Origin of the sequence: Sulfurimonas sp., from assembly GCF_026991475.1 — a bacterium.
Taxonomy (GTDB): Bacteria; Campylobacterota; Campylobacteria; order Campylobacterales; family Sulfurimonadaceae; genus Sulfurimonas.
In genome coordinates, this window is record NZ_JALXBK010000044.1 from 40,902 (window position 1) to 65,566 (window position 24,665).

Annotated in this window: 19 protein-coding genes; 5 read left to right on the plus strand and 14 right to left on the minus strand. The window is 34.4% G+C overall.

Annotated features, from left to right (window positions below):
- Window positions 1-14 precede the first annotated feature (14 nt).
- Window positions 15-2,957: a type II CRISPR RNA-guided endonuclease Cas9 gene (cas9, locus tag MV589_RS03105; RefSeq protein ID WP_297431940.1), complete on the minus strand. Its 2,943-nt coding sequence runs from the start codon at window positions 2,955-2,957 to the stop codon at window positions 15-17.
- Window positions 2,958-3,100: 143 nt separating this feature from the next.
- Window positions 3,101-4,666: a DmsC/YnfH family molybdoenzyme membrane anchor subunit gene (locus MV589_RS03110; RefSeq protein WP_297431942.1), complete on the minus strand. Its 1,566-nt coding sequence runs from the start codon at window positions 4,664-4,666 to the stop codon at window positions 3,101-3,103.
- Window positions 4,667-4,772: 106 nt separating this feature from the next.
- On the opposite strand from MV589_RS03110, the gene MV589_RS03115 reads away from it, so the two are divergent.
- Both MV589_RS03115 and MV589_RS03120 read left to right on the plus strand, forming a co-directional pair.
- Window positions 4,773-6,029 (plus strand): hypothetical protein, encoded by a 1,257-nt coding sequence (locus MV589_RS03115; RefSeq protein WP_297431943.1) that lies wholly within the window; start codon window positions 4,773-4,775, stop codon window positions 6,027-6,029.
- On the plus strand, window positions 6,019-7,413 hold the full coding sequence (locus MV589_RS03120) for a DUF3482 domain-containing protein (protein WP_297431945.1): 1,395 nt from the start codon (window positions 6,019-6,021) through the stop codon (window positions 7,411-7,413). Before MV589_RS03115 ends, MV589_RS03120 begins: the two co-directional genes overlap by 11 nt.
- A 102-nt stretch (window positions 7,414-7,515) precedes the next feature.
- On the opposite strand, the gene MV589_RS03125 is transcribed toward MV589_RS03120, so the two are convergent.
- From MV589_RS03125 to MV589_RS03140, 4 genes are read right to left on the minus strand one after another with little or no spacing between them, the layout of a single operon-like run.
- The gene (locus tag MV589_RS03125) at window positions 7,516-8,004 is read right to left on the minus strand and encodes a hypothetical protein (RefSeq protein ID WP_297431947.1); all 489 of its coding nucleotides are present in this window, start codon (window positions 8,002-8,004) and stop codon (window positions 7,516-7,518) included.
- Entirely contained in the window at window positions 7,997-8,602 is a 606-nt protein-coding gene (locus MV589_RS03130; RefSeq protein ID WP_297431949.1) for a hypothetical protein, read from the minus strand. Before MV589_RS03130 ends, MV589_RS03125 begins: the two co-directional genes overlap by 8 nt.
- Before the next feature lie 51 nt (window positions 8,603-8,653).
- Window positions 8,654-10,342 (minus strand): cbb3-type cytochrome c oxidase subunit I, encoded by a 1,689-nt coding sequence (locus MV589_RS03135; RefSeq protein WP_297431951.1) that lies wholly within the window; start codon window positions 10,340-10,342, stop codon window positions 8,654-8,656.
- Window positions 10,339-10,953, minus strand: coding sequence for a cupredoxin domain-containing protein (locus tag MV589_RS03140; protein ID WP_297431952.1), 615 nt, complete (start codon window positions 10,951-10,953; stop codon window positions 10,339-10,341). The genes MV589_RS03135 and MV589_RS03140 overlap by 4 nt, the downstream gene beginning before the upstream one ends.
- Before the next feature lie 214 nt (window positions 10,954-11,167).
- Between MV589_RS03140 and MV589_RS03145 the strand changes: the two genes are divergently transcribed.
- Genes MV589_RS03145 through MV589_RS03155 form a run of 3 tightly spaced genes read left to right on the plus strand, consistent with a single transcriptional unit; the run spans window position 11,168 to window position 16,018 of the window.
- Entirely contained in the window at window positions 11,168-12,448 is a 1,281-nt protein-coding gene (locus MV589_RS03145; RefSeq protein WP_297431954.1) for an MFS transporter, read from the plus strand.
- 15 nt (window positions 12,449-12,463) lie between these two features.
- Window positions 12,464-14,365 carry a ferredoxin-like domain-containing protein gene (locus tag MV589_RS03150; RefSeq protein ID WP_297431956.1) on the plus strand — a complete coding sequence of 634 codons (1,902 nt, stop codon included), beginning with the start codon at window positions 12,464-12,466 and terminating at the stop codon, window positions 14,363-14,365.
- Between the two features lie 12 nt (window positions 14,366-14,377).
- Window positions 14,378-16,018, plus strand: a complete 1,641-nt coding sequence (locus MV589_RS03155) for a bifunctional protein-serine/threonine kinase/phosphatase (RefSeq protein ID WP_297431958.1) — start codon at window positions 14,378-14,380, stop codon at window positions 16,016-16,018.
- A gap of 16 nt (window positions 16,019-16,034) precedes the next feature.
- On the opposite strand, the gene MV589_RS03160 is transcribed toward MV589_RS03155, so the two are convergent.
- From MV589_RS03160 to MV589_RS03195, 8 genes are all read right to left on the minus strand, one after another.
- The gene (locus MV589_RS03160) at window positions 16,035-16,346 is read right to left on the minus strand and encodes a sulfite:cytochrome C oxidoreductase subunit B (protein WP_297431960.1); all 312 of its coding nucleotides are present in this window, start codon (window positions 16,344-16,346) and stop codon (window positions 16,035-16,037) included.
- An 8-nt stretch (window positions 16,347-16,354) separates the two neighbouring features.
- The gene (locus MV589_RS03165) at window positions 16,355-17,554 is read right to left on the minus strand and encodes a molybdopterin-dependent oxidoreductase (RefSeq protein WP_297431962.1); all 1,200 of its coding nucleotides are present in this window, start codon (window positions 17,552-17,554) and stop codon (window positions 16,355-16,357) included.
- A 66-nt stretch (window positions 17,555-17,620) separates the two neighbouring features.
- Window positions 17,621-18,868, minus strand: a complete 1,248-nt coding sequence (locus MV589_RS03170; RefSeq protein WP_297431964.1) for a hypothetical protein — start codon at window positions 18,866-18,868, stop codon at window positions 17,621-17,623.
- Entirely contained in the window at window positions 18,861-19,490 is a 630-nt protein-coding gene (locus MV589_RS03175) for an HAD family hydrolase (RefSeq protein WP_297431967.1), read from the minus strand. The genes MV589_RS03170 and MV589_RS03175 overlap by 8 nt, the downstream gene beginning before the upstream one ends.
- Complete coding sequence (hemH, locus tag MV589_RS03180; RefSeq protein ID WP_297431970.1) at window positions 19,487-20,440, minus strand: ferrochelatase; 954 nt, start codon at window positions 20,438-20,440, stop codon at window positions 19,487-19,489. Before hemH ends, MV589_RS03175 begins: the two co-directional genes overlap by 4 nt.
- Window positions 20,437-20,754, minus strand: coding sequence for a cupin domain-containing protein (locus MV589_RS03185; protein ID WP_297431972.1), 318 nt, complete (start codon window positions 20,752-20,754; stop codon window positions 20,437-20,439). Before MV589_RS03185 ends, hemH begins: the two co-directional genes overlap by 4 nt.
- Window positions 20,747-21,712, minus strand: a complete 966-nt coding sequence (locus MV589_RS03190) for a Fic family protein (RefSeq protein ID WP_297431973.1) — start codon at window positions 21,710-21,712, stop codon at window positions 20,747-20,749. The genes MV589_RS03185 and MV589_RS03190 overlap by 8 nt, the downstream gene beginning before the upstream one ends.
- Window positions 21,709-24,597 carry an Eco57I restriction-modification methylase domain-containing protein gene (locus MV589_RS03195; protein WP_297431974.1) on the minus strand — a complete coding sequence of 963 codons (2,889 nt, stop codon included), beginning with the start codon at window positions 24,595-24,597 and terminating at the stop codon, window positions 21,709-21,711. Before MV589_RS03195 ends, MV589_RS03190 begins: the two co-directional genes overlap by 4 nt.
- Window positions 24,598-24,665: the final 68 nt, after the last annotated feature.

The window sequence follows — 24,665 nt, forward strand, 5'->3', positions numbered from 1 at the left end:
AATCTTCTCCTTTTTTAGCTCCTATTTTTTCTTTGTCTTCCCTCTTTTATACTACCTTGCCGTTTTTCACTCTTTACCTCAACATAGCCTCCTAAAGGGTCTACTTGATATTTTTTTATAAATACTAAATTTTGAGAACCTAAAATATCTTCTCTATTTCCATCATGTGATTTAATAAAAATTTGTGCTGTCCCACTATGAGTGCTATCATAATAGCCCAAAATTTGAACAGATTCTTTCTTAGCAGTCTTCTTCGTCTTAACTTCTATCAAATCCCGCTTATAAAATGAGAACTTAAACTCATACTCATCATCCATCTCTATCCATGGTTTGTTTCCAGCGACAATCGCCTTATTTGGCAACTTCTCTTTCACAAAATCACTCACATATATAGGTACTAAATAGTATTTACCTGTCTTTTTATTTTGAAATAAATCCACTCTTGGCATAGTATCATTTAAGGCTATTCCATGTTTAAGTTTTACATTATTTGTTACACTACCACCCTTAAGTACCTCAACCTTACCATTCTCTTTTTTCGTACTTAATGTTTTATTGCTATATATGGTCTCTTTATGAGCAGCCCCACCTATCTTTCTTCGTGGCATATGCGAAACAAAGATCTCACTCACACTCTCTCTCACTCTAACTCCAAAATCTTCTAGTGGCGTTACAAATCGCAAAGCCTTAGACTTCTCCTCTTTACTTTTATAGATGTATCCCTCGCGTTTAGTTGAAACATCAGAAAGTCTTTTAACCATAGACTGCGTTGCAAATGCTAAAATTATCGCGTCTTCTGCATGATGAAGATGATTGTCTCTGTTTTTGTCACCTACTCCCCACTTATAACGCAGTTGCGAAGTAAGCATTCCATTCATAGTATATATATGTCGTTTATCTTTTGAGTCTCTAAATGCTATATGTGCTTCCATATAGTTTTTTATAAACTTAGATATGTATGAGGTATCAGTTTTGTTTCTCTCTTTAAAAGCTATTTCACTATTTTCATCAAAATTAGTTTTTAGCAGTCTTCCTTTTTTTGCTTGTTTTATATTTTTGTAACCCTTAACTCTCTGCTCAAATACATCAAACTTCTCTTGGCTCATATACTCATAAGGTGTTTGTGAGCCTTTATCTTGGTTCTCTTTTGTAAAACATAAAACTTTATTATTTAGAGAGTCATCAAGTGAGCGACTATATGGCAGTATATGGTCTACTTCTGTTGCATAAGGGTCATTTAACAAATCAGGTTTAATCTCTTTACCACTGTATATACACTCACCATTTTGCTCTTTCCAAAGTCTAAATTTCAGAAGTTCTTTAGCACTTGGTTCATGCCCTAAAATTTCAGTTGCATGAACTCTTGCTTCCTCTTTTTTGTCTCTAAAATCCCCTTGAGCTTTTTTAATCTCATTTCTATCTTTATGAGATTTTTTAATATCTCTTGTTAATTCTATATGAACAGTATCTATCGCCCCATATTTTCTAGCAATGGCATTATAAACAAGTCGCATCTGTGCTACTGCTCTTTTAACGACTGGATTTGTCATCTCAATATTTTCTTGCTTGCTTAATGCTGGCAAGAGTAGAGTTTTTTCACCTTCAAAGATAGCCTTAAAATCATAACCTGCTCTATTACAAGCCTTATCATAATCCTCTCCCTCTTCAAGGTACGGGACGATGTTTCTAAGCGCTTTGGTACTTAAATGCCCAAAACCAGAAAATGAAAGGCTTAATAATGCTTCACACACCTGTTTATTCTCTACAATCTCAAAAAGTTGTTTTAAACTCTCTTTATCATCTTTTTCAGTTGTTAAAATATTTGCAATGGCATCTAAAACCTCATAATCATTTTCTATAGTATCCCAAAAAAGATTATCTGCATTTTGAATTGACCTTTTTATTTTATGATAAGCAGGAAATTCTATAAGTTTTTCAGATTCAGGTTTTTTAATTTCTCCTGTTTTATAATCATGATAGACTAAGCCTTTAAACTGCACATTTTCATCTAAATCAAGTAGTTTTCTCAAATCTGAATATTTAATTGCTCTTTGAATAGTTTTTGCTTTAAATATAATTTGTTGTATCTCTTGAAATAAAAGTAACTCTTCTTTACTCTCTATAATCAAACGCAGATTTTTAAGTTTTTGTAAGGCTCTAAAATATTCAAAACTATAAGAACTTTTTGAAGCTCTTTTTTCATTAACTTCAAATGGACAATTTGCAACCATATCAAATACTGATTTTAAAGGTCTTTGCTCAAATGCTATCTCTTTATAAGTTTTCAATAACGTATCATTGACAAATTTATTTCCAAACTCTTTTTGTTTTGTGAAAATTATCTCTATCTCTTGCTCAAGCATACTTCTTGCAACAGAATTCTCATAGTTTAGTTTTCCCTCACTATCTTTTCCATTGCGTTTTTTCTCTTTTGTAGAGATATACTCACCAACTGTTAGGAATTCTGAACTCTCTAAAACAGTTTTATTATGCCCAATTCCAGAGAGAACTGCCTTGCCTTCACTATCTGTTACTTCATCACTTTTTCTATTGGACTTGTAACCCCTATGTTTAGCAAGATGAATCATAATTCGAGAGAGTTCTTTGTTATTTAATTCTCTATAAAGAGCCTCTCTTCTTAAATCCCAAACATCTTTTTGCCCTTTATTGCCAATAAAAAGAGTATCTAGTTCATTTTGAGTAAGAATTTTATTTGAAAGAAGCAGTCGTTTTATTACTCGTAGTTTTTGAGCCTTGCGTTTAGTAGTTCGTCTAGCACTTCGTGCTTCACGACGAGGAAGAGCCAAAGACTTCCCATCTTTAGGGTGTTCAGCAATAGTAAATATTCTTACACCACTATCAATAATTTTATTGTTTTCTATCTTACTATCAACATTTACTAAAGCCCAGCCTATAGAAGTTATTCCTAAATCCAATCCTAAAACTAGTTTACTCATTTAATTTCCTTTTAATGGAAATAATTATAACATAACTACATTAGTTTATCCGAGTGAGAAACGAATGGGCTATAATAAAGAGGTTAGAGTTCCTCTGCAAGGCTCTGATTATTACTAATCATCCTTAAAAAAACTCTCTTACTCTATCTCTGCTTCCCAACAAAAAATCCACCTGCCATTCCAAGAGGAACAACAGTCGTATAAAACAAAAATCTGTCACTTATTTCACTTACAAACGCAGTGATAAGAGCCAAAAAGAGCATAAATGATGCCGCTGCGTTTAGTGATGCACTTACAAATACAAGCGCTAAAAGAGGGAGAACAATTCCCGCTATAAGCAGAGTTATAAAACGAATTTTCTTAATATTTGCAAAGTTTTCATTGAGCAGTCTTTTTGTGCGTTGAAGTTGGTACTCATTCTCTTTATTTTCAAGTGTTCTAATGTCTTCATAGGAAAAGAAAAGCTGTGCTACACCACCAAGCATTCCCATTGTCGTAAGGGGAATAATAGCCTCATGGATGCTTGATATACTACTTATAAACGCAACTAAAAAGAAACCTATGTAAGCAACACCAAAAAACTTAAAGTTTGTCGTAATTCTATTCCAAGATGGTCTCGCTTTGATACGGTAAATCATACTCTGTGCATAAATTCCGTAAATACCGATTCCAAGTGTTATAACCTCAACAAGTAAACGTAGTATATGTGGAAAATTAAAAAAGTACATTGCAACAACAAGGGACATTAATCCTGTAAACACTCCAAGCGCCAAAGCCTCACGAGAGAGCCACGAAGTTTTTATGTTTTTCATCGCGGTCATTGCCAAGAATGGACGACCAAGATGCAAGGCTGAAAGTGGTAAGCCAAGAGCAGCAGGAAGCATTACAAGCAGCGCCATAATCCAGTTCGTACTCTCAAAACCAAAGAGACTCATAAAGTCACCCAAAAAGAGCGCCATAAAACCACCTAGTGAAATTTGAGTAAGTACCGTCATAAAAACAAGTGGTATCTCTTTATGTGCAGGTTTTAAGATGTGTTCATCCATCTCTTTCATATTTTCAGGTAGATTGTCTGGCAGTGTATAACGCGTTGTAGAGTTTGTAATGCGTGCATCTGGTAAAAACGGCATATTTGCCTGCTCATCTATGTCACGGTTAAGCCACTCTTCTACATTTACGACTTCTATTTCAATAGCTCCAGCAGGACAAGCTTGCACACATGCAGGAGACTGACCTTCGTCAAGTCTTTCGTGACACATATGACATTTTGTGACAATTTTACGCTCTTCATGAAATACAGGCACACCATAAGGACAGTTCCAAGTACAGTACTGACACCCTATACAAGTGTCATCATCATGCACAACGATGCCCGTTTCAGCGATTTTAATGTAAGACTCAGTAGGACAACCACGAAGACACTCAGGGTCTATACAATGGTTACAGCTCATAGAGTTAAGCATCTGAGTAAACGCAGGAAATTCTCCACCTTCCATCTCACCTACACGACGCCATTTTATATCGGCTGGGTTATTGTTTTGCTCATTACATGCCACTTCACAACAACGACACCCCACACAGGCAACGGCATCAAAGTGAAAACGGTATTGCTCACCCTCTTTAAGTGGCGGAATGTCGATAGAGTAAGAGCCACACTGCATATTTGTCTCAGCTTTGTGGTCTATAAAACTCTCTAAAGGTGTTTGCATATAATTCATCTCCATATATTAGTGATGAAATTATACTCTTCTTTTATGGGGATTGTAAGAAAATTATGTTTATTTTTTAAGCAAAAAATTATTGTATAATTAAAATATGTATAGATTAAATTTTAAAGACTACTTTTGCATTTCAAAATTTCTTGCACGCTTTGAGCAGCGAGACATTAACATATTAAATGTAAAACTACCCTACAATGACCCTTTAAAAAATATATCTGAACTTTATAAAAAATATGCAGAGGACGAAGATAGAGACTCTACACTTTATGAGTTTTTCAGACATACCAGAACTATTATACTTTGGCTTATTTTTATTGCTGTTATGAGTTTCTCTTTTGTAAGCATACAAAAAAGTATAAACATTAAAATCTATCTTATTTTTGGTCTTGTCGTTCCTTTTATCTATCTGCTTTATGTTGCATGGCAGACACTCTTTTACAAATTTCCAAACAAAGAGGAGAGTTCTTTAGTGGCTTTTTTTGCAAAGAAGTACCCTGAATATGACAAACGAGACACCCATGTCTTAAAAACATTCACTACACTTTTACTCGTTGAAATGGGTATTGTTTATACTTTTAGCATCCTCTTAAGCACTATTTTCATTTTTTGGGCATACTCCATAGAATTTTACAGTGAGAGTAGCTATGCTTTTTTAGACCCTATTAAGATGTGGTTTGGCACTGCAGATAGTGCTGGACATGCAGTTTTACCGCAACATTTTTTTGCCATTGCAATTACTGTAAGTATAATTATTCTTTTACTATTAAAAAGTTTTATATGGTTTCTCGCAAAAAGAAATCTTCAAAAAGCCATGAAACAAGCACTACTACAAAAAGCACAACCTCTTTTACAAAAGTTTTCTCAAAGCGTTGCAATAGAGATTTCAAATAATGAAAAGAAAACTACAGAAAATTTTGAGATACGAAAAAACAGATCGCAAAATATAGACCGCTCACAATATGACCTGCTTTTTTATCAGTTTGAGCTAGATGAAAAAGTTGTAGATATTTTAGAGTTGCAAAATGATAGTGACGTAGCTAACCTAAACGCAGCGTATTATAGTTTTGCTCTGTATGGAGGAGAACAAGAAGACAGTAAAACACTTAAAGAGTTACAAAATCTTGTCATTGTTGTAGCTTCTGCACAAACACTTCCAGACAACAGTTTTAAAGGTGATATGCTTACAATACTAGAAACAGATAGAGTACGGCAAATATGGATAATACCTTTAGTAGAAAAAGATGGCATTGTCCAAAAAGCATATAAGGGAGATTACCTCTATGAAGAGTGGCAAAAACAGATAAATGAGACTATAGGCGACTATAGGATAAGGTTGTACAATGAAAAGTAACGCGCCTACTTTTGCTTTTATAGGCAAACCAAATAACGGCAAAAGCAGCATGATATCGGCTCTGACTTTTGATGATCGCATTGAAGTCTCTAAAAGTGTCGGAACTACAACAAAAGCACTACAGTATAGCTACTATTATAAACAAAAAGTGGTGTGTAACTTTTTTGATACACCAGGGTTTGAACAGGCAAAAAAGATTGTCTCTTTTATAAAAGAGCATGAGAGTGAATACTTTGGACATGGGGTGCTCGATGCCTTTGTGTCACAATACAGCGAAGATGCAAGAATGCAAAAAGATATTGAAATTATCCGTGCCGTGCTTGCGAATGATTTCATAGTATTTGTCATAGATGTTTCACAACACTACAATCAAAATGTCATAGGCTATGAGTTTGAGATACTTCACTTTTTGAAAAAACCAGTCTTAATACTGCTAAACAAAATTCAAGAGCAGGACTACACACAAGAGTGGAAAGAGGCACTCTCTAGGTATAAACTGACAAATACTCACCCTATAAATCCACTTAACAGTAGTTATGAGAACATAGATACAATATACAAAAATCTCTATACCGTTGATGCAACACTCCAGCAAAAACAGTTTTTAGACCAACTTTTACACCTGCATAAAGTACATTACCAAGAGAAAAAGAGTCTGAGTGCCAAAGAGATTGCAGGGATGATAGTAGAGATTTTACAGTTTGAATCTGTTGTAAAGTTCAAAGAAAAAGATGCAGATGAGACTCTTAAAGAGGGAGCACTGAAAAAATACCAAAATGGCATTTACGCAATAGAGAAAAATAATAAAACAAAAATAGAGCAAATATGGGGTTATTACCAAATAAAAGTGCTAGATGAGCGTGCCGAAATAGATGCAAAACAGAGCGTGAACTTAGGACTTACAAAAAACCGTTTAGCTCTCATTGGCGCTAGTGTAGGAGCCATAGGAAGTGGCGCGGCAGTCGCGCCCATAGCTCTTCTTGATGGTGGTATTTCTACTGCTGTTGCTGCAACTGTTGGGGGATTGATAGGGGCAAAAGCAGCCTATGCGATAGGCGAGAAATTTGGTTCGTATATTATTTCAAATCATAAAATCATCCATAAAATGGATGCAAAAAACTACAATGCTACATTTATTTTACTCAAGCGTTCTCTTGAACATCTCTACCGTCTTATCAAACACGGTCATGCAAACAGAGAAGCCATAGTAATACCAAAAAATCCAGATTCTTGGCATTTTCCTGCAGAGTGGAGTTTTCAAAGAGATGAAGAGAAAAAAATAGCTGCGTTTCATAACAGTATAGTCAAAGATGAAAATACCAAGCAAGTTGAAGAAGAGTTATGTGAACTTATAGAGAAGGTGATTGAGCGAGAAATTAGCTAAATGTAATTTAGAATTACTCCAAATCCTCTTTATCCATCACAAAACCCACAACCAACAAGGCTATAACAAAAAGTGTAACCATACCTATAAAAAAGTAGTGCATTATATTTTTCCTTTCTCTTTTGCCATTTTCAAAAATCGTGTTTTATCACCCTCTTTTTTAAACGCAGTGTTTGCAAAGAAGAGTGCATTTTGTTGGCTTTGTACCATGACACCTTCATCAAGTTGAATGACTTTTATAATATCATCCCACGCAACTACTTCATTATTTCCATGCAGTCCATTTTCATCAAGAGTAAAATGTACATCCATATTTTTAGGAACATTCTTATCATAAAAGCGAGAAAGCATTCTTTTTCTTAAAAACCATCTACCATAGTACCAATAACCTACTAAAAAAGTAGAAAGATAAAGCAGTCCATAACTATTGTGTTTAAGTGCGCCAACAATGCCAAACTGTACAAGTCCCACAAAGAACCATCCCATATATCTTTTGTTGGAGTGACGCATATCGTAATCGTAGTAGAGTTTGCTTGTTTTTAGCGCAAGTTCTTTACTCCACTCAAAATTCACTTCTATTGGTTTAGACATGCTCTTCGCACTCCTCTATCATCAGTTCACTCTTTTTGATACACCCTGCGTCTTCAAGTTCTTCTATAAGCCCTAATGTTTGTATATAGAGTGCATCATATATCTTTTTATTTTTTGCATACAAACGGCTCTGCTTTTTTCCATACCAGTATGCGAGCGCTACCGTTGAAGCAAAAAGCGAATATATCCACCCTTGCCACTCTTTAAGGTTAAGTAATACGATGAAGTATTGCACAGAAAAGAGAACAAAAAATTCGATTGAAAAGATGATGACAAGGGTAGCACTCTGCTCAAAGTCAAGCGTATATTTTTCAAGCTCTTTAAGTCTTGCCAAATTTACATTAACTAGCTGCGCTTTTGACTTGCAATCATCTTTTAAATCATCTAATTTTATATCTTTTAAATGTATATTTGAGAGGTTATACTCTACATTTGTCTGCATATAATCTTCAAGTAACTGCGGATTTTTATCAAGTATTTGAATTATTTCTGCTTCATTTACTCTATTTTTACCAGCAACTCTTTGTACATCTTGCAAAACAATATCATACAGTCCAACAGTTTTTATTTCTCGAGCAACTCTGTCTAAGTTTATCAAAGATTTTGTCCTTATTTTTGGGAAATTGTAGGGACAAATGCCCCTACTTTTTTAATTTGCAAACGCAGGATCGTCTGCAGGTTCTATCTCTTCTTCAAGACCATAAGATGCAGTTTGATCTTTTGCAGGTAAAAAGATACCTATAAGTCCTTTTATACCAACACTCATAATAATGTTGTATAAAAATATCGCCCAAGCAGCAAGTAGCATTGTACCAAACATAGCAGCAAAAACCATATCAGGATTAAACTGTCCATCAACATAAAGGTGGCGACGAAGCATACCGTCAAGTCCTGCCATACCCATAAAGGCACCCATACCAATACCACCTATAAGATGCAGCCAAAAGTGTGCATTTGAGAGTTTATGTGAGTAAACTTTCGTGTTGTTTGTTACAAGTGGCCACATAACATATACTGCACTATAAAGTGTCATATAAAGCCCAACAATTAAAGCAATATGCACATGCGCACCGATAATCCACTGTGTATTGTGTAAAACACGGTTCATACCCATATCTGCTTGAATAATCGCAGCCGGAACAGCCAAACCAAAGCCTACTAGACCACCTAGAAGATATTTTAACTCCATTGTCATTTTAAGTGGACGCGCTTTCCAAAGTGTTACAAGTGTAATAAACAGCGCAAGTCCTTGAGTCAGTAACTCAAACGCAGTAACCATCTCACCAGAGATAAGTTTCATCATCTCAGGCTGTCCTTGATCACCAAGAAGATGATGTGACCAAACCATCCAAGAAACAAGCAACTCAAGCATCAAGGCAGCACGAGCCACATTTTCCATGAAAAGTTTTTGCCCTGTAATGAGCGTTGCAAGTAAATACCATGAACCTGCAACATAAATAAGCACAAGTCCATCAGCAACAAGGTCAAGCCCCCACCAAAAGAAGTTCTTGTACAAAAGTGCATCAATGGCAGTTACATCCAAAGGATGCCCCGATGCATCAAAAATTAGATAAATAAGCACTAAAACACCAGCACCTAAAATAACAAGTGCATCTAAAAATGTATCAACAGTACCACGAAAAATTGCAACAACAGGAAGTGCTAAAGCAGGCTCTTTTGTGTAGGGCTGTTTTCCCTGAAGTTTATTGATAAGATTTAAAAAACCATCAATACCAAAACCAGAAATAAGCAACTCTTTTGTTGTTTTATTTTTATGAATACCTACACGAGCAAAAATTGTTGCATAAATATTGTATATAAATGTCAAAGTACCAAGCATAATAAGTGCAATACCAACAATAAATACTAAACCACCAATAACTTTAAACTGATGAGTATCAGCAGGAAGTGGCCAGTAAAGCGTATATAGTGGTGCATAAGACCAAACAAATGCAGCTATCCAAGCTAATGCTGTTCCCCCAGTAATAAGCATCCAAGTAATATTGGCTAGTTTAATACTGTAAAGAGGTTTCTTTGTAAGATATGGTACCAAAAATGTAAAAGCACCAAAAACAAGTTGGTATGTAGAACCAAAAATACCTACAATAGGATGCACAGTCATAATAGAGAAAAAGTGCTCAGGATGAAAAAATTGCGCTGGAATAGGGTTAAGTGGTACATGTCCAACTTCTACCATTCTCATTATCATTCCCTCGATAGCAACCAAACCATAGAACAAAAATGCCATAACTACAGCACGAAGTGTAACCTTTTGCAGAGCGTTTAAACCTTTATGGTCAAAATTTGTACCATTTATCAATTTATTCATATAACTCATTGGATACCTCCATTATCTTTACACCCTACAACTTTTACCAAGTCTTTTACCATCATCAAATCTTTCCCATCTTCACTATACTGTTTTGGTCCAGAGTATTCTGTCGATGTCAAATCGAAAACACCATTGTGGTTAAATGTCCAAAGAATATCATTTGAATCAAGAATGCCATTCACATCTGTTCCCGGATTTACCTGCATCTGCATTACTAGAGAACCATCTTGACGAAAAAGTCCAAAACCATATACTAAGTCTCTACTATGTACATCAAACTCAACCGTTTGACCACATTGAATGACTATCTGTTTAGGAAGTCCTATCCATTTATGATTTTGAATTTCAAATTCATATTTTGCATCTGGTTTAATGTTATGTCTGTCAATATCCTGCGATACCCACGGAATAGTATTATATGTAAAAATATGGTGCCCCACACCACCTGCAACTAAAAAGGCCATATACCAATAAAATGGTATTCTAAAGACTGATTTAGCATCTTTTCTCGTAAGGTTATATCCAAACCATGCAACAACGGAAATAATCATTGCAGAATATATGGAGTAAGCAACCCAGTGAAAAGACAATAACTCAGCAGAGTTTGTAAACGTCATTTCGCTATCCTTCTATAAATTTGTGAAATTATATGAAATCACATAGTGAAAAAAATTGATATATATCAAGAAAAATCACTTATGATACTGCTAGTTGTATATTTTTTAATCATACGATTTTTTAAGTATGATTATTTTTTAATCAATAAACTATTCCATCGGCTTATTTTATCTATTATAATTGCACCATATATTTACTAGGAGAAACACACATATGGCAAACTTTAAAGCACTAAAAGGAGAAGGACACTTCCCGACACTCTTTATGGCCTTCTTATATTTCGATATGAGTTTTATGGTCTGGACAATGCTCGGGCCACTTTCAACAGAGATAGCTGAAGCACTGGCTAAAACAGGCTTTATAATGACGGCAGGGCAAAAAGCAACCCTACTTTCACTTCCTATTCTCTCAGGTGCTATTTTAAGAATTGTTCTTGGATTTAGTGTGGATAAAATTGGTGCAAAGAAGACTGCACTTATCTCTCAAGCTATCGTGATTGCTTCTCTTTTAACAGCTTTTTTTATGGGTGACAAAATTACATATAACATTTTACTTATAGTTGCACTAGGACTCGGGTTTGCAGGAGCATCTTTCGCAGTTGCACTCCCACAAGCTGGTCAATGGTATCCGCCAAAACTACAAGGTGTGGTTTTAGGTATTGCAGGTGCTGGTAACATCGGTGTTGTTCTTGACTTTATATTCGCTCCAAAGATTGCTCAGTACTGGGGTTGGTACTCTGTATTTGGTGTAGGTGCTGCTATGGCTATCATTGTATTTGTTGCATATCTTTTCTTAGCAAAAGATGCGCCAAAAGAGATTTATACACCACGTCCTAAAAAGGTCAAAGATTATCTCAAACTTTTAGGCGATAAAGATACTTGGTGGTTTAACCTCTTCTATGCAGTAAGCTTTGGTGGTTTCGTTGGTTTTGCTGGATATATGAAAGTTTACTTGATGAACACTTATCAAGCAGATATGTCTGCGTTTGGTATAGACTATCTTAACGAACCAAATGTAAAAGTTATTGCTGGTTATTTTGGTGCTATTACTATTTTTGCAGGTGCTGTTCTTCGCCCTGTTGGTGGAAACATTGCAGATAAAATTGGTGGAGTAAAAGCACTCTACTTTTTCTATGGTGCGGTTGCAGGGCTTGTTGCTCTTACGGCATTGGTTCCATTACCTTTTTATCTCTCTATTTTAGTACTCTTTTTAATTATGGCAAACCTTGGTATGGCAAATGGCGCAGTTTTCCAACTTGTACCTCAAAGATTTGGTAAAGATATTGGTATAATGACGGGACTAGTTGGCTGTGCTGGCGGTCTTGGCGGTACTGCACTTATTAAAACTCTTGGATGGTCTAAGGGTGCATTTAACGGATATACAGAAGGATTTTTAATTTTTGCAGCTGTTGTGCTTGTAGCTATCGCAGGTCTTAGTTTTGTAAAAACAAGATGGAGAACCACTTGGGGTGTTGCTGCTGGTGGAAGAATATAAAAGGAAAGAATGGTAATGACTTTAGAAGAAGCAAAACTCGCAAGAAGTAAAAAAGTAAATAAAGTTGAAAAGGTAAAAGATTTAAAAAATCCTACCGAGGCCTTTAATGCAATAGAAAAGTACGCAAAAGAGGGATATGACTCAATTCCGGATGAAGATAAAAAGTACTTTTTAAAATGTTTTGGTATTTATGACAAAGATGGGCTTACTCCAAAACAGTTTATGATGCGTGTCAGAATTTCTGGTGGACATCTAAACGCAGCACAAGCAAAAACTCTTGGAAATATCGCTAAAAATTATGGGCAAGACTACATCGACATCACAACCCGTGCGCAGGTTGAGTTTCGCTACCTAAACATAGAAGATATGCCTGCTATCTTACAAGAACTTAAAGATGCAGGTCTCAATGCTTACCAAACTGGCGTAGACAACTTTAGAAATATTGTTACAGACCCACTTGATAAATTTGGCTTTGACAATATTTTACCATCATTTGCACTACTCCAAAAAATTCAAGAAAAATTCCTTTTTAATCCTGAATGGATTTCAACACTACCTAGAAAATTTAACACTGCCGTTACAGGTTCAATGGCAAACAGATGTAATGTTTTTGGACATGATTGTTGTTTTGTTCTTGCACAAAAAGATGGCTATTATGGGTACAATTTATATCTTGGTGGTCGCGTAGGAATGATAGCAAAAAATGCAGATATGTTCTTAGCTAGTGAGAGTGAAGTTCTGCTTGCGTACGATGCACTTATTGAAATATTTAAAAAATATGGTTTTAGAGATAATCGTAATAAAAATAGACTCCATTTTCTTATAGACGCGGTGGGAATGCAGACAATTACTGCTGCCATTCGTGAAAATGCAGGAGTTGATTTTGCATCCGCTGGAGATACACTTACAACAACAAATGCACATGACACGCAGCATGGTAAAGTCCAACTCAAAGATGGTACTTTTGCCATTCAGGTTGTTGTTCCATCAGGAATATTTAGTGGAACTGCCCTACTTCGCGTAGCTGAACTTAGTGAAGCATTTGGAAATGGTGAGCTGCGTTTTAGTGTTGAGCAAAACCTCTATATTCTTGGAGTAAAAGAGACACAAACGCTTCTTGAAAATGACTTTTTTCAAGAGTATAAAAATGTAAATTCTCCATATTTTAACAATCTTATTGCCTGTGCAGGGACTGAGCATTGTAGTTTTGGTGTTATTGAAAATAAACGCGATGCTATTTCAATGTCTGAGTATCTTACAAACGCAGTGCCGCTTGAGAGCGGTAGAGTGCGTCTTTATTGGTCTGCATGTGTCAAAGGGTGTGGTACACATGAAATAGCCGACATTGGTTTTGAAGGATGTAAAGCAAAAGTAAATGGAAAAACAGAAGATGGTGTCCATATTACTCTTGGTGGAAAGATTGTAAGTGAAGGGCAAAATGGCTATACAGTCATAAAATCAGCTCCTCTTCAATTTGCCCGTTATTATGTTGAGAGCATTGTTTTAGAGTATAAAAAGCTTAGAAATCCACAAGAGTCATTTGAACAATTTAATGAAAGAGTTTTACTATCCTACTCTTCAGCATATATTGGTTTTTATATGAAATTACAAGCATATCTACGCTCAAAAGATATAAACATAGAACTCAATATCAATGCAATACAAAAAACTGGTAAAAATGAGGAGTTTGAACTTTTTGAACTTGGTCGTAAACTCTACTACCAATTTACAAAACAAGAACCATATACAGCTTATGTTCGATTTACAAATGAGAATAAAAGAGAAAAACTTATAGATGTTCGTAAAATCAATCCTGATATTGATGAAAATATTGCAAATATGCTCTTTAAAATGTTAGAGTCTGAAGAGAAACGAGCAGTTGTTTTCTCTGAACTTACAGAGTTTATAGCACTCTAAAAGGATAAAACGGTGCCATCATCAAACATAAAAACTTCTGGCTTTTCGCTTGCAAAGGGCAAAGAACTTACAGGTGATGACTTTTATGCTGTCAAAACCATGGGAAACATTACTGTGGGCATCGTTTGTGATGGTGTCGGTAGTGCCGATCATGGCGCCGAAGCAGCACAAAGAACAACAGAGTACCTACTTAATAATTTTAAGATACGCCCAAAAAGTTGGAGTATTGAAAAATCAATCACAACTTTTATAAAATCTATCAACTCTATTCTTTATCAAGAATCACAGGTAAATTATGAACGCAGTGAGCTTGTTACCACTCTCACCATTGTCGTCATAGCTGGAAGTCGTCTCTATGGTGCAAATGTCGGAGATAGCCGAGTTTATATCTACAGGGATGAAAAACTCAATCAAATCTCTTACGACCATGCAATGGATGAAGAGGGATATGAAAATGTTCTAACCCAAGCCATAGGTATAGATAAAGAGGTAGAGATTTACTACTTTGAAAACACCATTAAAGAGAGAGATAAAATTCTTCTTTGTAGCGATGGGCTATATAATGTTTTAGATAAAGAGCAGATAGAAAAACAACTCTCTGTGGGTTCTGCTACAAGCCTTGTAAAAAAAGCAAGTACAATCAAAGAGGACAATCTGCCTGATGATACGACGGCAGCTGTATTAGAAATTTTAAAAGTTGATGAAAAAGAGATACTTCGTAAGCAAGAGCTGCTTATTCTTCAAACACTTAAAGAGGGCGAAGTTATTGACGGATATGTGCTAGAAAAATCACTTATCCAAAACCAAAGAACATGGTTGTGTAAGAAAAAAACAAAACGCTACATCTTAAAATTTCCTCCAATTGAAGCAATAGACGATGCTACACTCATAGACCTTTTTGTCAAAGAAGCATGGAATGCAAAACGCCTCAAAGCAGACTGTTTTCCAAAAGCTGTTATTCCTAAAAACAGAACAATGCGTTACTATGTTTTACAATATATACAGGGAGAGAGCTTAGAAGCGTATCTCAAAAAACATCACTTAAGTGTGGATGATGCCATTAAACTTACTAAAACACTTCTGCAAATGGCGCAATACCTCATTAAACGAGATTTAGTTCATGGCGATATAAAACCAGACAATATTATGGTTGTAAAAGATGAAGATGAAAATCTCGTGTTTAAAATCATAGACTTTGGTAATATTACAGAAGTTTTTTCTACAAGTTCAAAAGCAGGAACGCCAAGTTTTCTCTCACCTCAAAGGTTTCAAGGCGAAGCCATTAGTGAGACGAGTGAGATTTTTTCTATTGGGGTAACTCTCTATTTGGCACTTACTAAAAAATACCCTTATGGGGAGATAGAACCATTTACAAATCCCTCTTTTAAAGAGGCGCAAAGACCAAGCAAATATAATGCTAATATTCCTAAATGGTTTGAGAGTATCATCTTAAGAGCTATATCACGAGATGAACATAAAAGGTATGAACACTACTCAGAGATGTTGTATGAGTTAGAGCGTCCTCAAAATGTAAAACCCTACTTTAATGAAAATAGTTCCATAATAGAGCGCGATCCTGTTCTGTTTTACAGAGTTGGTTTTACAGCTATGACACTACTCAATCTTATACTTATCGCACTTTTACTGCGATAAGTATAAAATAATTGAGCTATTGCTCTTTTCCGTTACCGTAGTTTTCAAAAAGATAATTTTCAATAATTTTTGCATCTTTTTTATCAATAGGAGCTTTAAACTCTTCAATCATTTTATTAACTTTTCCACGCCAAAATTTTCTTGACTGTGGTCCTTGATTTATAATATATCCAAAAGAGTGACACATCAAACAATCTGCCTGAACCGTACTAAAACCTTTACCCATCTTAATTTCAAATGGTATATACGGAACTTCTACACTACTTTTTACCTGTGCAAAAAGTGCACTTATAGATAACGCTGTTAATAATATTATTTTTTTCATCATTTAAATCCTTATACTACTTCTACATTAACTACTTGAATACCATTGTATTTGTAACCACCACGGTTCCAGCCAATATCTTTAGAGAGAGGTTGTTCTTCACCAAGAGAGTTCACCGCTTTTGCCATAATATTAAGTTTTCCATATTTTTTCGGTTTGAATCCAAAAAGGAATGCTCTATAGGCATATCTGCCCATATCTTCTTTAAGAGTCGCTTCTTCCCATGTTTTTCCATCATCAATAGAGATGAGAACTTTATGGATGCCATAACCACCATCCCATGCAACACCACGAACAACTACTTGTGAATTATGGTAAATTTTTGCACCGTTTTCAGGATAACCAATAACTGATTTCACATTCATTATAGTAATAGGTTTTGTCTTTTTCGCTTTATTTTCAGGTGTTTCACATTCACATTCGTTATCTGGAACTCTATAGGCTTTATCCATAAAGAAAAGAGATTTATATTTATCTGTCACTGTAATGTTACTAAGCATTTTAACCCAACTGTCAGAGTAGTATCCAGGAAGCACTAAACGCAGTGGATAACCATTTAAATATGGCAGATCTTCACCATTCATCTCATATGCTACGATAACGTGATCATCAAGTTCATCAAGCTCTAATTCTCGCACAAAGTTTGGTGTTTTATAGTAAGCTGCTTTTTCACGACCGTTAAAGCCTATCCATTTTGCACCTTCAAGAAGCCCTGCTTTGTCCAAAATGTCTTTAAGCCTTACACCTTTCCATCTTGCACAACCCATAGCACCACTACCCCACTGAATACCACCAGGAATAGGAGTAAATGCTGAACGGCTATTTCCACCACACTGAACTACTGCGTTTACTTCCACCTGTTCAAAATCACGCTTAAGATCTGCAATCGAAATTTTTAACTCTTTTTTTACAAAACCATTAATATGAATAGTATATGTATCAGGGTCAATATATGTAGGAATATCCGGAAGATGCCAACGCACAAAGAATTGATCATTTGGTGTAAATTCCTCTGTAAATACAGAGAGTGGCGTTTCCAATAATGGCGGTCTATCTGAATATGTAATAAGTGGTCTTTTTTCAGGAAAAGCATACTTAGATACTTTTCTTGTTTCATTAGGTTGGTGTGTTTCACCTGCAGCTAAAGATGTAGAGCCAAGCACCGCTGCTGATGCTGCAATTGAAGTTTTAAAAAAATCTCTTCTTTTCATAAATTTTCCTTATAATTGTTACTTGTATGTATTATTATAACAAGTTATTATTAAAAGGAATTAAAACTACTCTTCTAGTTCGGAATATCCCTTTTGAACTTGCGCTTTTTTTGCCAATAAATTTGCTTTTTTTGTGACATCTTCACCAACTATATGGTAGTGCTGATGAAGGTTTTCAAGAGATGTATCTATCTTCGTACAAAGTTCTTTAGAGAGTGTATCAAATCTGTAGCCCATTGCGTTTATCTCTTCTTTAGAGTTTATTTGCAACTCTTTCGTAAGAAGATTCAACTGCGCTTGAGACTTCACATAGTCTGATTTAATACGCTCTATCTCATCAATTAATATTTTAAGCTCTTCAAATACATCACTCATTCCATTATTTGTATCTGCAAGTCTCTCCATCTTTTTTGAGGAGAGTATCATCTGTTTCATTATCAGTTCACTTTGTGCACGAATATTTGAGAGGGTACTTTCGCCTTCATGTAAAGAGGTGGCCACTACTCCTGTATTTGATTTTAAAAGAAGTAGCTCTTTTTCAAAATCTTTCATAACGTAGGATAATTCTTCAGTAGTAGAAGTTACTATTTGGTCTGAAACATTTGTGGCAAGTGCCATAATATTATCTAATTTCATCTGTAATTCTCGTATATCATCCGATATACCAAATCTACTTTCAACTGCTTTTTTTAGGAGTTCTTGGAGTTTATTGTAGTGGTCTTTTTCAGAAATTCGTAAAATATCTATATGTTTGTGCACTACATCATCTAGTTTTGGAAGTTGCTCTTCACTAAAGTAGGTAAATGAGTTTTTAACATCATCATGCCACGCCTCAACTTGTAAAAACTTCTCTAAAAATTTTTCTTGATTTACCTCAATGGTGCTAAGTGTTTGAATATCTTCTATAAACTTCTCTCGAATTTCACTCTGCGTTTGCACTGTTTCATTTTGTGCTGCATTCATTCTTTTTTCAAGTTCTAAAATAAAATTTTTAAGTTGGGCAATTTCTTGAACCAATACAGTGCTAAATTCATCCTGTGTTCTTGATTGTAAAGAGAGCTGCGTTTGATGTAGAATATTCATAATAATATATAAGATCACTGCTACAAGTAGCGGAAAAAGTGATTCTCTACTCAGTAGCAATAAGTCATTACTATGCGGATGAATCATAAAGTGAATAATTGAGCTAAGTGTTCCAATACCGAGCATTAGTGGTGCATAATCTATCTTATTTGGCTGTTTTAAAATAGCAATTTGTCTTAAAAACAGAAGTGCCATCACGCCAAACGCAATGAGTAAATCAGTGTCAAACATTTTCTAATACCTCTTTTGGATTCTTAACTACAGTAGGATGCTCTGCTGAAGCTGAAAAACCCCATGCCGCAAAAATCGATTTTATATGTGCATTTGCAGCACTTTGCATATCTTTTGAATTGTCACCAATCATCCATGCACTATCTTTCATAGCATTGTAGTCATAATGACTCAATATATAGTTTAGCATAGCAGGATCAGGTTTTGAAGCATGTACTCTGTCTGCGCCGACTATAAGATCAAAAAATTTTGCAACACCTAAATGTGAAAGCATAGTTTTAGCAAAAACTGTCGGTGCATTAGTTGCAACAGAAAGGTAGACACCCTCTTTTTTCAATTGAATTAACAGTTCTAAAATACCTTCATAAAGATAAGGATTTTGAGTACATTGCTCTTTATAATGACGCTCAAAAAGTTCTCTATCTCTCGTCTCATATACTTTTGTATTATAAAAAAGTTCAGGAAGATTTCTTACTTCCATATTAATTGCCTCTACTATAAATTCTTCACTTAAAGGAGGTAAATTATGATTTTTCTTTCTTACATAATTTATGGAGATAGTTATATCTTTTTTGGAGTCAATCAAAGTACCATCCATATCAAATATAACTATTTTTTTCATGACTTCATCTTCTCATATAGTTCAATAAGCGTATCTACAAAAAGCTCACTATCGTTTGGACAAGAACAAACTCTATACTCTTTAAATCCCAACTCCTCAGCTATCTCTTTATACTCAACACCAAGCTCAAAATCAGTCTCTGAATTATCTATGGTAAACGCAATAGGGAAAATAATGACACCCCTGTTTCGTACAGTTTTAAGCTTATCTTCAAGCGATGGTGTAAGCCACTCCATACGCCCTACTTTTGACTGATATGCCAAATGCACATCATGAAATGCCATTCCCTGCTCTTGCATCATCTCTTTAAGTATCGCAACATGTCTATTTACATGTTTTTCATAAACATCACCTGCATCTACGATTTTTTTCGGAAGTCCATGAGCCGAAAATATGATGTCAAAATCACGGTATTCGTCATCGCCCACACTTTTTTTAATGTTTTCAATAATAGCTCTGTTGTAGGTGTTATTTTGAAAAAAGTGTTTTATTTCAACAAGTAGAGCAGTGCCACCACTTTTATGATATGCCTCTTCAAAATCCTCTAATGAAGATTTTGTAGTCGTTGTTGAGTATTGAGGATAGAGAGGAATCAAATAGATTTTATCTATCTCTTCGCTCTTTAGTCTCTCTATAACTTCAGTAGCAAAGGGAGGTGTATAACGCATAGCAAAATCAACTACAAACTTTTCACCAAGCCTTTTTTGTAGTTTATCTACAAGTTTTTTTGTATGCCCTACTATGGGTGATTTACCACCTAATTGTCTATAAATCTCTTGTGAAGATTCTGTGCGGTTAAAAACAATAAGTCCACCCACCAACTTACGAACAACATTACTCTTCATTGTCAATATATTTTTATCAGCAAACATATTTTTCAAAAACATCTCAACTTCATGAAGATTATTTGGTCCTCCCATATTGAGAAGAATTATTGCCTCTTTTTTCACGCACTTTCCTCTTTTTTTATATAAACCCCAAGCCAGACAACGACTTTTTTTGTTTTTAACAAAGTATGCTTTGTATTTGCAGGGATGAAGATAGAATCACCTGCTTTTAATTTGTGTACTATACCATCAATTTGTAGTTTTGCACAACCCTTTAAGACAACTACCCACTCATCTTTATCTTTTTGTAAAAATTCTTGTGGTGTTTTTAGAGTATTACTTACTATGCGTTTTATTACTACATTTTTTTTGCTTAAAAGTGTTGTGAAATTTTCATCATCAACTAAAGGCAGCTCAAAATCAAAAAGATTAGCCATAGTTAATCTCCCAATGCCCTTTTCTTGCACTTCCTACTCTTTTAATTTTATTCTCTTTTTTCAAGTTTACTATCTGTTTTTCAATGGCTCTTGTAGTCAAATCTAGAAGCTCTGCTAACTCTCTTATGGTAATTTTTGGATTTTCTTCTAAATAAATTAAAATTTTATCCTCTGTATTTACCGAACTTTTTACCGAACTTTTTACCGAACTTTGAATAGTCTCTAAAATCACTTCTAACATAAATTCTATAAAAGGTGTGCTTTCACCTAAACTTCCAGACTCTTCTAAAGCTCTATAGTATCTCTCTTGATTATCTCTTATAATACTTTCGGTAGGAATAGCACTAAAAACTTTTCGCCATTGATGTAAAATTACTGATTGCCAAAGTCGTCCAATTCTACCATTTCCATCAGAAAATGGATGAATAAACTCAAACTCATAATGAAATACGCAAGATTTGATAAGCATATGTTCATCACTTGTTTTTAACCACTCAAATAGATTTTGCATTAATTGGGCTACAACACCAAAAGGTGGAGCGACATGGCTTACCCCATCACTACTACCAACTCCTACATTAACACCTCTAAAACTTCCAGCACTATTTAAAATACCTTTCATCAAATAGTTATGGGCTTTTAACAAATCATCAAGATTATCATAGCTATAATTTTCAAATGCTTTATAGGCTTCTATAGCACCCTCAACCTCAAGTACCTCTTGATAACTACCCAAAACTCTCTTTCCATCTAAAATTGCAGTAATCTTCTCTTCTCCCAAAAAATTACCCTCTATCTCTAAAGTACCGACAAGAGTCTTAATACGATTTTTTTTTCGAAGCTGTGGAGTAATGATTTTGTCAGATTTATACTCTAATCTAGTAAGTTCTTCACCTATTTTAGTTGCTAAAGACAACATTTTAGAAGTGATTGTATAGGGAGGTTTATAATTACTCATGAAATATTACTCTCCTTACCCTCTACAATCTTCACTTCATCCTCATTTAATCCATAAAGCTTATAAACCAAGCTATCAATCTCTTTAATACTATCATCTACCAAATGCTCTAGCTTCTCAATCTCCTCTTTTATCTCTATCTTATCGACTGCGTTTAGGCTCTCAAAGTGTTTGTTGTATTTTGCTATTTTCTCTTTTGATTCTATGATGGTGTCTACTACATTTATAAATGGTTCTTGTTTCTCTTTTGGTATTTTTGGGATTGGTAATTTTCCAACACCATTAGGAAAATATTCAAAACTTCCTCCACCCGTTTGTTTTCCAATACTTTTATATCTAAAATTCAAAACTTTAGAATTTAAAAGTGCCAATAAATATTTTAAATCAAAATTAGCATTTGTATCAAAAATGATTGTCATATTTGAAAATGCTAAATACTCATTTTTACAATCTAGTACAAAAGTATTTTCAAATGCTCTTCTACTGCAAAATATTTTATTATACTTATAAAGTTCCTTATGCATTGGGCGGCTATATCTCCACCATATTCTACCTTCATTTTTAACAGTTGCTCTATTTTCTAAAAACTCTTTATTTTCAAGCAAATGATTTTGTATTGAACTTGGCAAATCTTCAAAGTTTTCTATGTCTTCAAAATATAAAATATATGTTTCTTTACCCTCTATAAAATATCTTTTTATATTTTTACCCGTCACTCTTGGCTTTATAAATTCTTTTGGAAATTGATTTGGATACTCTTTAAATAAAAATACTTTATCTGCCGCAGTTTCCATTCCTTTACCAATTTTAAAGATACTATTTAGCTTTGAATGGGAACTATCTATTTTTTCATTTATAGCACTTATTTTTTTCTCTACTAATGAAAAAACCATATCTTTTTTTAAACTTACTTCAAAATAGTTTTTTATATCAGAGATGATTTCATTAATTTCACTTACTTCATAATTTTTTTCTTTAAAGTTATAAGCCAAACATTCACTATCTTTTTTATTTTTATCAAATTCTATAATAGCAGAAGTTATTGAAGCATCTTGAAAAACCATATATTTTTCAAAATTTAAAATTTTTGAAATAGGTGCATTGTCTAATATATAGTTTCTTAGTTTTACAGCTTTTGCAAAGTGTAAAAAAGCATTTGAAGTTATAAAGCCCACTTTACTTTTTGTTATTTCTATGGCTTTTGCTACAAAATAAAAAAGTATATCGCTTTTATCTTGCCAAATATTCGGAAATCTATTTTGTATCTCTTTTGCTAATTCTGATTTAGCCCCTAAAGTTTGAATATTAAAATACGGTGGATTCCCTATCACAACATCAAAACCACCATTAGCCATTATTTCAGGAAAAAGCTCATTCCAGTCAGCAGTAAGTGAGTTTGCACTTTTAATGTTGCCCATAAGATTTGAAAGTGGTCTGTCCCTTTTTGCAGTTTGTAGCCATAAAGAGAGTTTTGCTATGCCAACACTTGCACCATTTATATCTACTCCAAAAAGATTTTTTTCTATGATTTGCTTATCTATATCGTGATGTTCAAAGAGTCCTGCATCTGCTAATTGTAGCTCTCTTTGTATCCATTTATGCTCATCTAAAAGATATCTAAAAGAAGCAGTTAAAAACGCACCACTTCCACACGCTGGATCAACTATTTTTAGGCTCTCAAGATACTCTCTATATTTGTGCAGATTCTCGCGCCTCATCTGTTTTGCTTTTTTACCCTCTTTTGTTGCATCAAAAAGTTTTAACTCCTCTTTTTTCACATCGCAGAGTTTTGCGACAGTATTGTTTATGATGTAGTGCGTAACAAACTGAGGCGTGTAAAAGACACCATCTTTTTTTCTAGTATCTACTACCTTGTGTTCTTCAAAGAGAGACTCTTTAATCTTCTCCAAATCATTTAATGATTGTTCAAATATATGCCCTAAAACCTCTACATCTACATCATCACTAAAATCATAAGCACTTAAATGAGATAAATCATCTTTAATTATATAGTCATCTATTATGAGATTTTCTAGCAATTCATCAGGCTTAAAAAGATTTCCATTATATCTAGGAATATTTACTTTAGCATTTCCCACATCTATAAAATGAAAATACTTTTTGTAGTAATTATAAAGAGGAGTATCATCTCCCCACTCCTGAGAACTCTCATACTGTTTTATAACAGCATCAATGCTATTTGCAGGGATCAGCCCTCTATCTTCAGCAAAGAGTATAAACATAAATCTATCAAGCAGTTTGTTTGCCGACTCAAATATACTCTCTTTTGATAGCTCTTTATTGTTATCAATAAGATTATTTAAAAGTTTTAATCTAAAATTACTATACTCTTTATAGACCTCTTTGGTTATCTCTTCTTGTGATTTTGAGAGTTTTTTGAGTCTTGCTATTTCGCTGGATTCTAAGGATGGTTGTGAGAGAAGTGCATAGAGTATGGTGTAGCTCTCGTTTTTTGTCATATCTAAAGAGAAGCAGACATCACTACTTTCACTATAAATGTCAAGCTGTTTAAAGTTTGAAATGATGACATATTTACAAGTTGGTTTTTCGTTTTTATAACGAAATGCTTGCGCTATGATGTCACGATTTGATATTTTTTTATCACTACTTTTTAGCTCTATGATTGCTATTGGCTTGCTATTTTTATCATAAACCACACCATCAGCTTTTTTCATATCTGTAGTGTTTTTCACCTCTCTTACACAGTTACTCCATTGAAGCATCTTTGCAAGCAGAGCAATAAACTCAGCACCATTTGCATCTTCAGCTATAAATTTATTTTTTGTAACAAGTTTAATGATGTCGTTACTATCTGGAGCATTGAAAGATTTTACAAAATTTTTAAGGAGTGATTTTTGAAACATATATGAACCTCTGATTTATTAGTATGATTTTACCTAAAATCAGGTTTAAAGTTTATTTATGTTGCCAA

Coding starts and splice junctions, on each gene's coding strand:
- MV589_RS03190 (WP_297431973.1), bottom strand. CDS start 21,712: ATGAGTAATTATAAACCTCCCTATACAATCACTTCTAAAATGTTGTCT.
- MV589_RS03115 (WP_297431943.1), top strand. CDS start 4,773: ATGTATAGATTAAATTTTAAAGACTACTTTTGCATTTCAAAATTTCTT.
- MV589_RS03120 (WP_297431945.1), top strand. CDS start 6,019: ATGAAAAGTAACGCGCCTACTTTTGCTTTTATAGGCAAACCAAATAAC.
- MV589_RS03125 (WP_297431947.1), bottom strand. CDS start 8,004: ATGTCTAAACCAATAGAAGTGAATTTTGAGTGGAGTAAAGAACTTGCG.
- MV589_RS03185 (WP_297431972.1), bottom strand. CDS start 20,754: ATGGCTAATCTTTTTGATTTTGAGCTGCCTTTAGTTGATGATGAAAAT.
- MV589_RS03175 (WP_297431967.1), bottom strand. CDS start 19,490: ATGAAAAAAATAGTTATATTTGATATGGATGGTACTTTGATTGACTCC.
- cas9 (WP_297431940.1), bottom strand. CDS start 2,957: ATGAGTAAACTAGTTTTAGGATTGGATTTAGGAATAACTTCTATAGGC.
- MV589_RS03170 (WP_297431964.1), bottom strand. CDS start 18,868: ATGTTTGACACTGATTTACTCATTGCGTTTGGCGTGATGGCACTTCTG.
- MV589_RS03150 (WP_297431956.1), top strand. CDS start 12,464: ATGACTTTAGAAGAAGCAAAACTCGCAAGAAGTAAAAAAGTAAATAAA.
- MV589_RS03135 (WP_297431951.1), bottom strand. CDS start 10,342: ATGAGTTATATGAATAAATTGATAAATGGTACAAATTTTGACCATAAA.
- MV589_RS03195 (WP_297431974.1), bottom strand. CDS start 24,597: ATGTTTCAAAAATCACTCCTTAAAAATTTTGTAAAATCTTTCAATGCT.
- MV589_RS03145 (WP_297431954.1), top strand. CDS start 11,168: ATGGCAAACTTTAAAGCACTAAAAGGAGAAGGACACTTCCCGACACTC.
- MV589_RS03160 (WP_297431960.1), bottom strand. CDS start 16,346: ATGATGAAAAAAATAATATTATTAACAGCGTTATCTATAAGTGCACTT.
- MV589_RS03110 (WP_297431942.1), bottom strand. CDS start 4,666: ATGCAAACACCTTTAGAGAGTTTTATAGACCACAAAGCTGAGACAAAT.
- MV589_RS03140 (WP_297431952.1), bottom strand. CDS start 10,953: ATGACGTTTACAAACTCTGCTGAGTTATTGTCTTTTCACTGGGTTGCT.
- MV589_RS03165 (WP_297431962.1), bottom strand. CDS start 17,554: ATGAAAAGAAGAGATTTTTTTAAAACTTCAATTGCAGCATCAGCAGCG.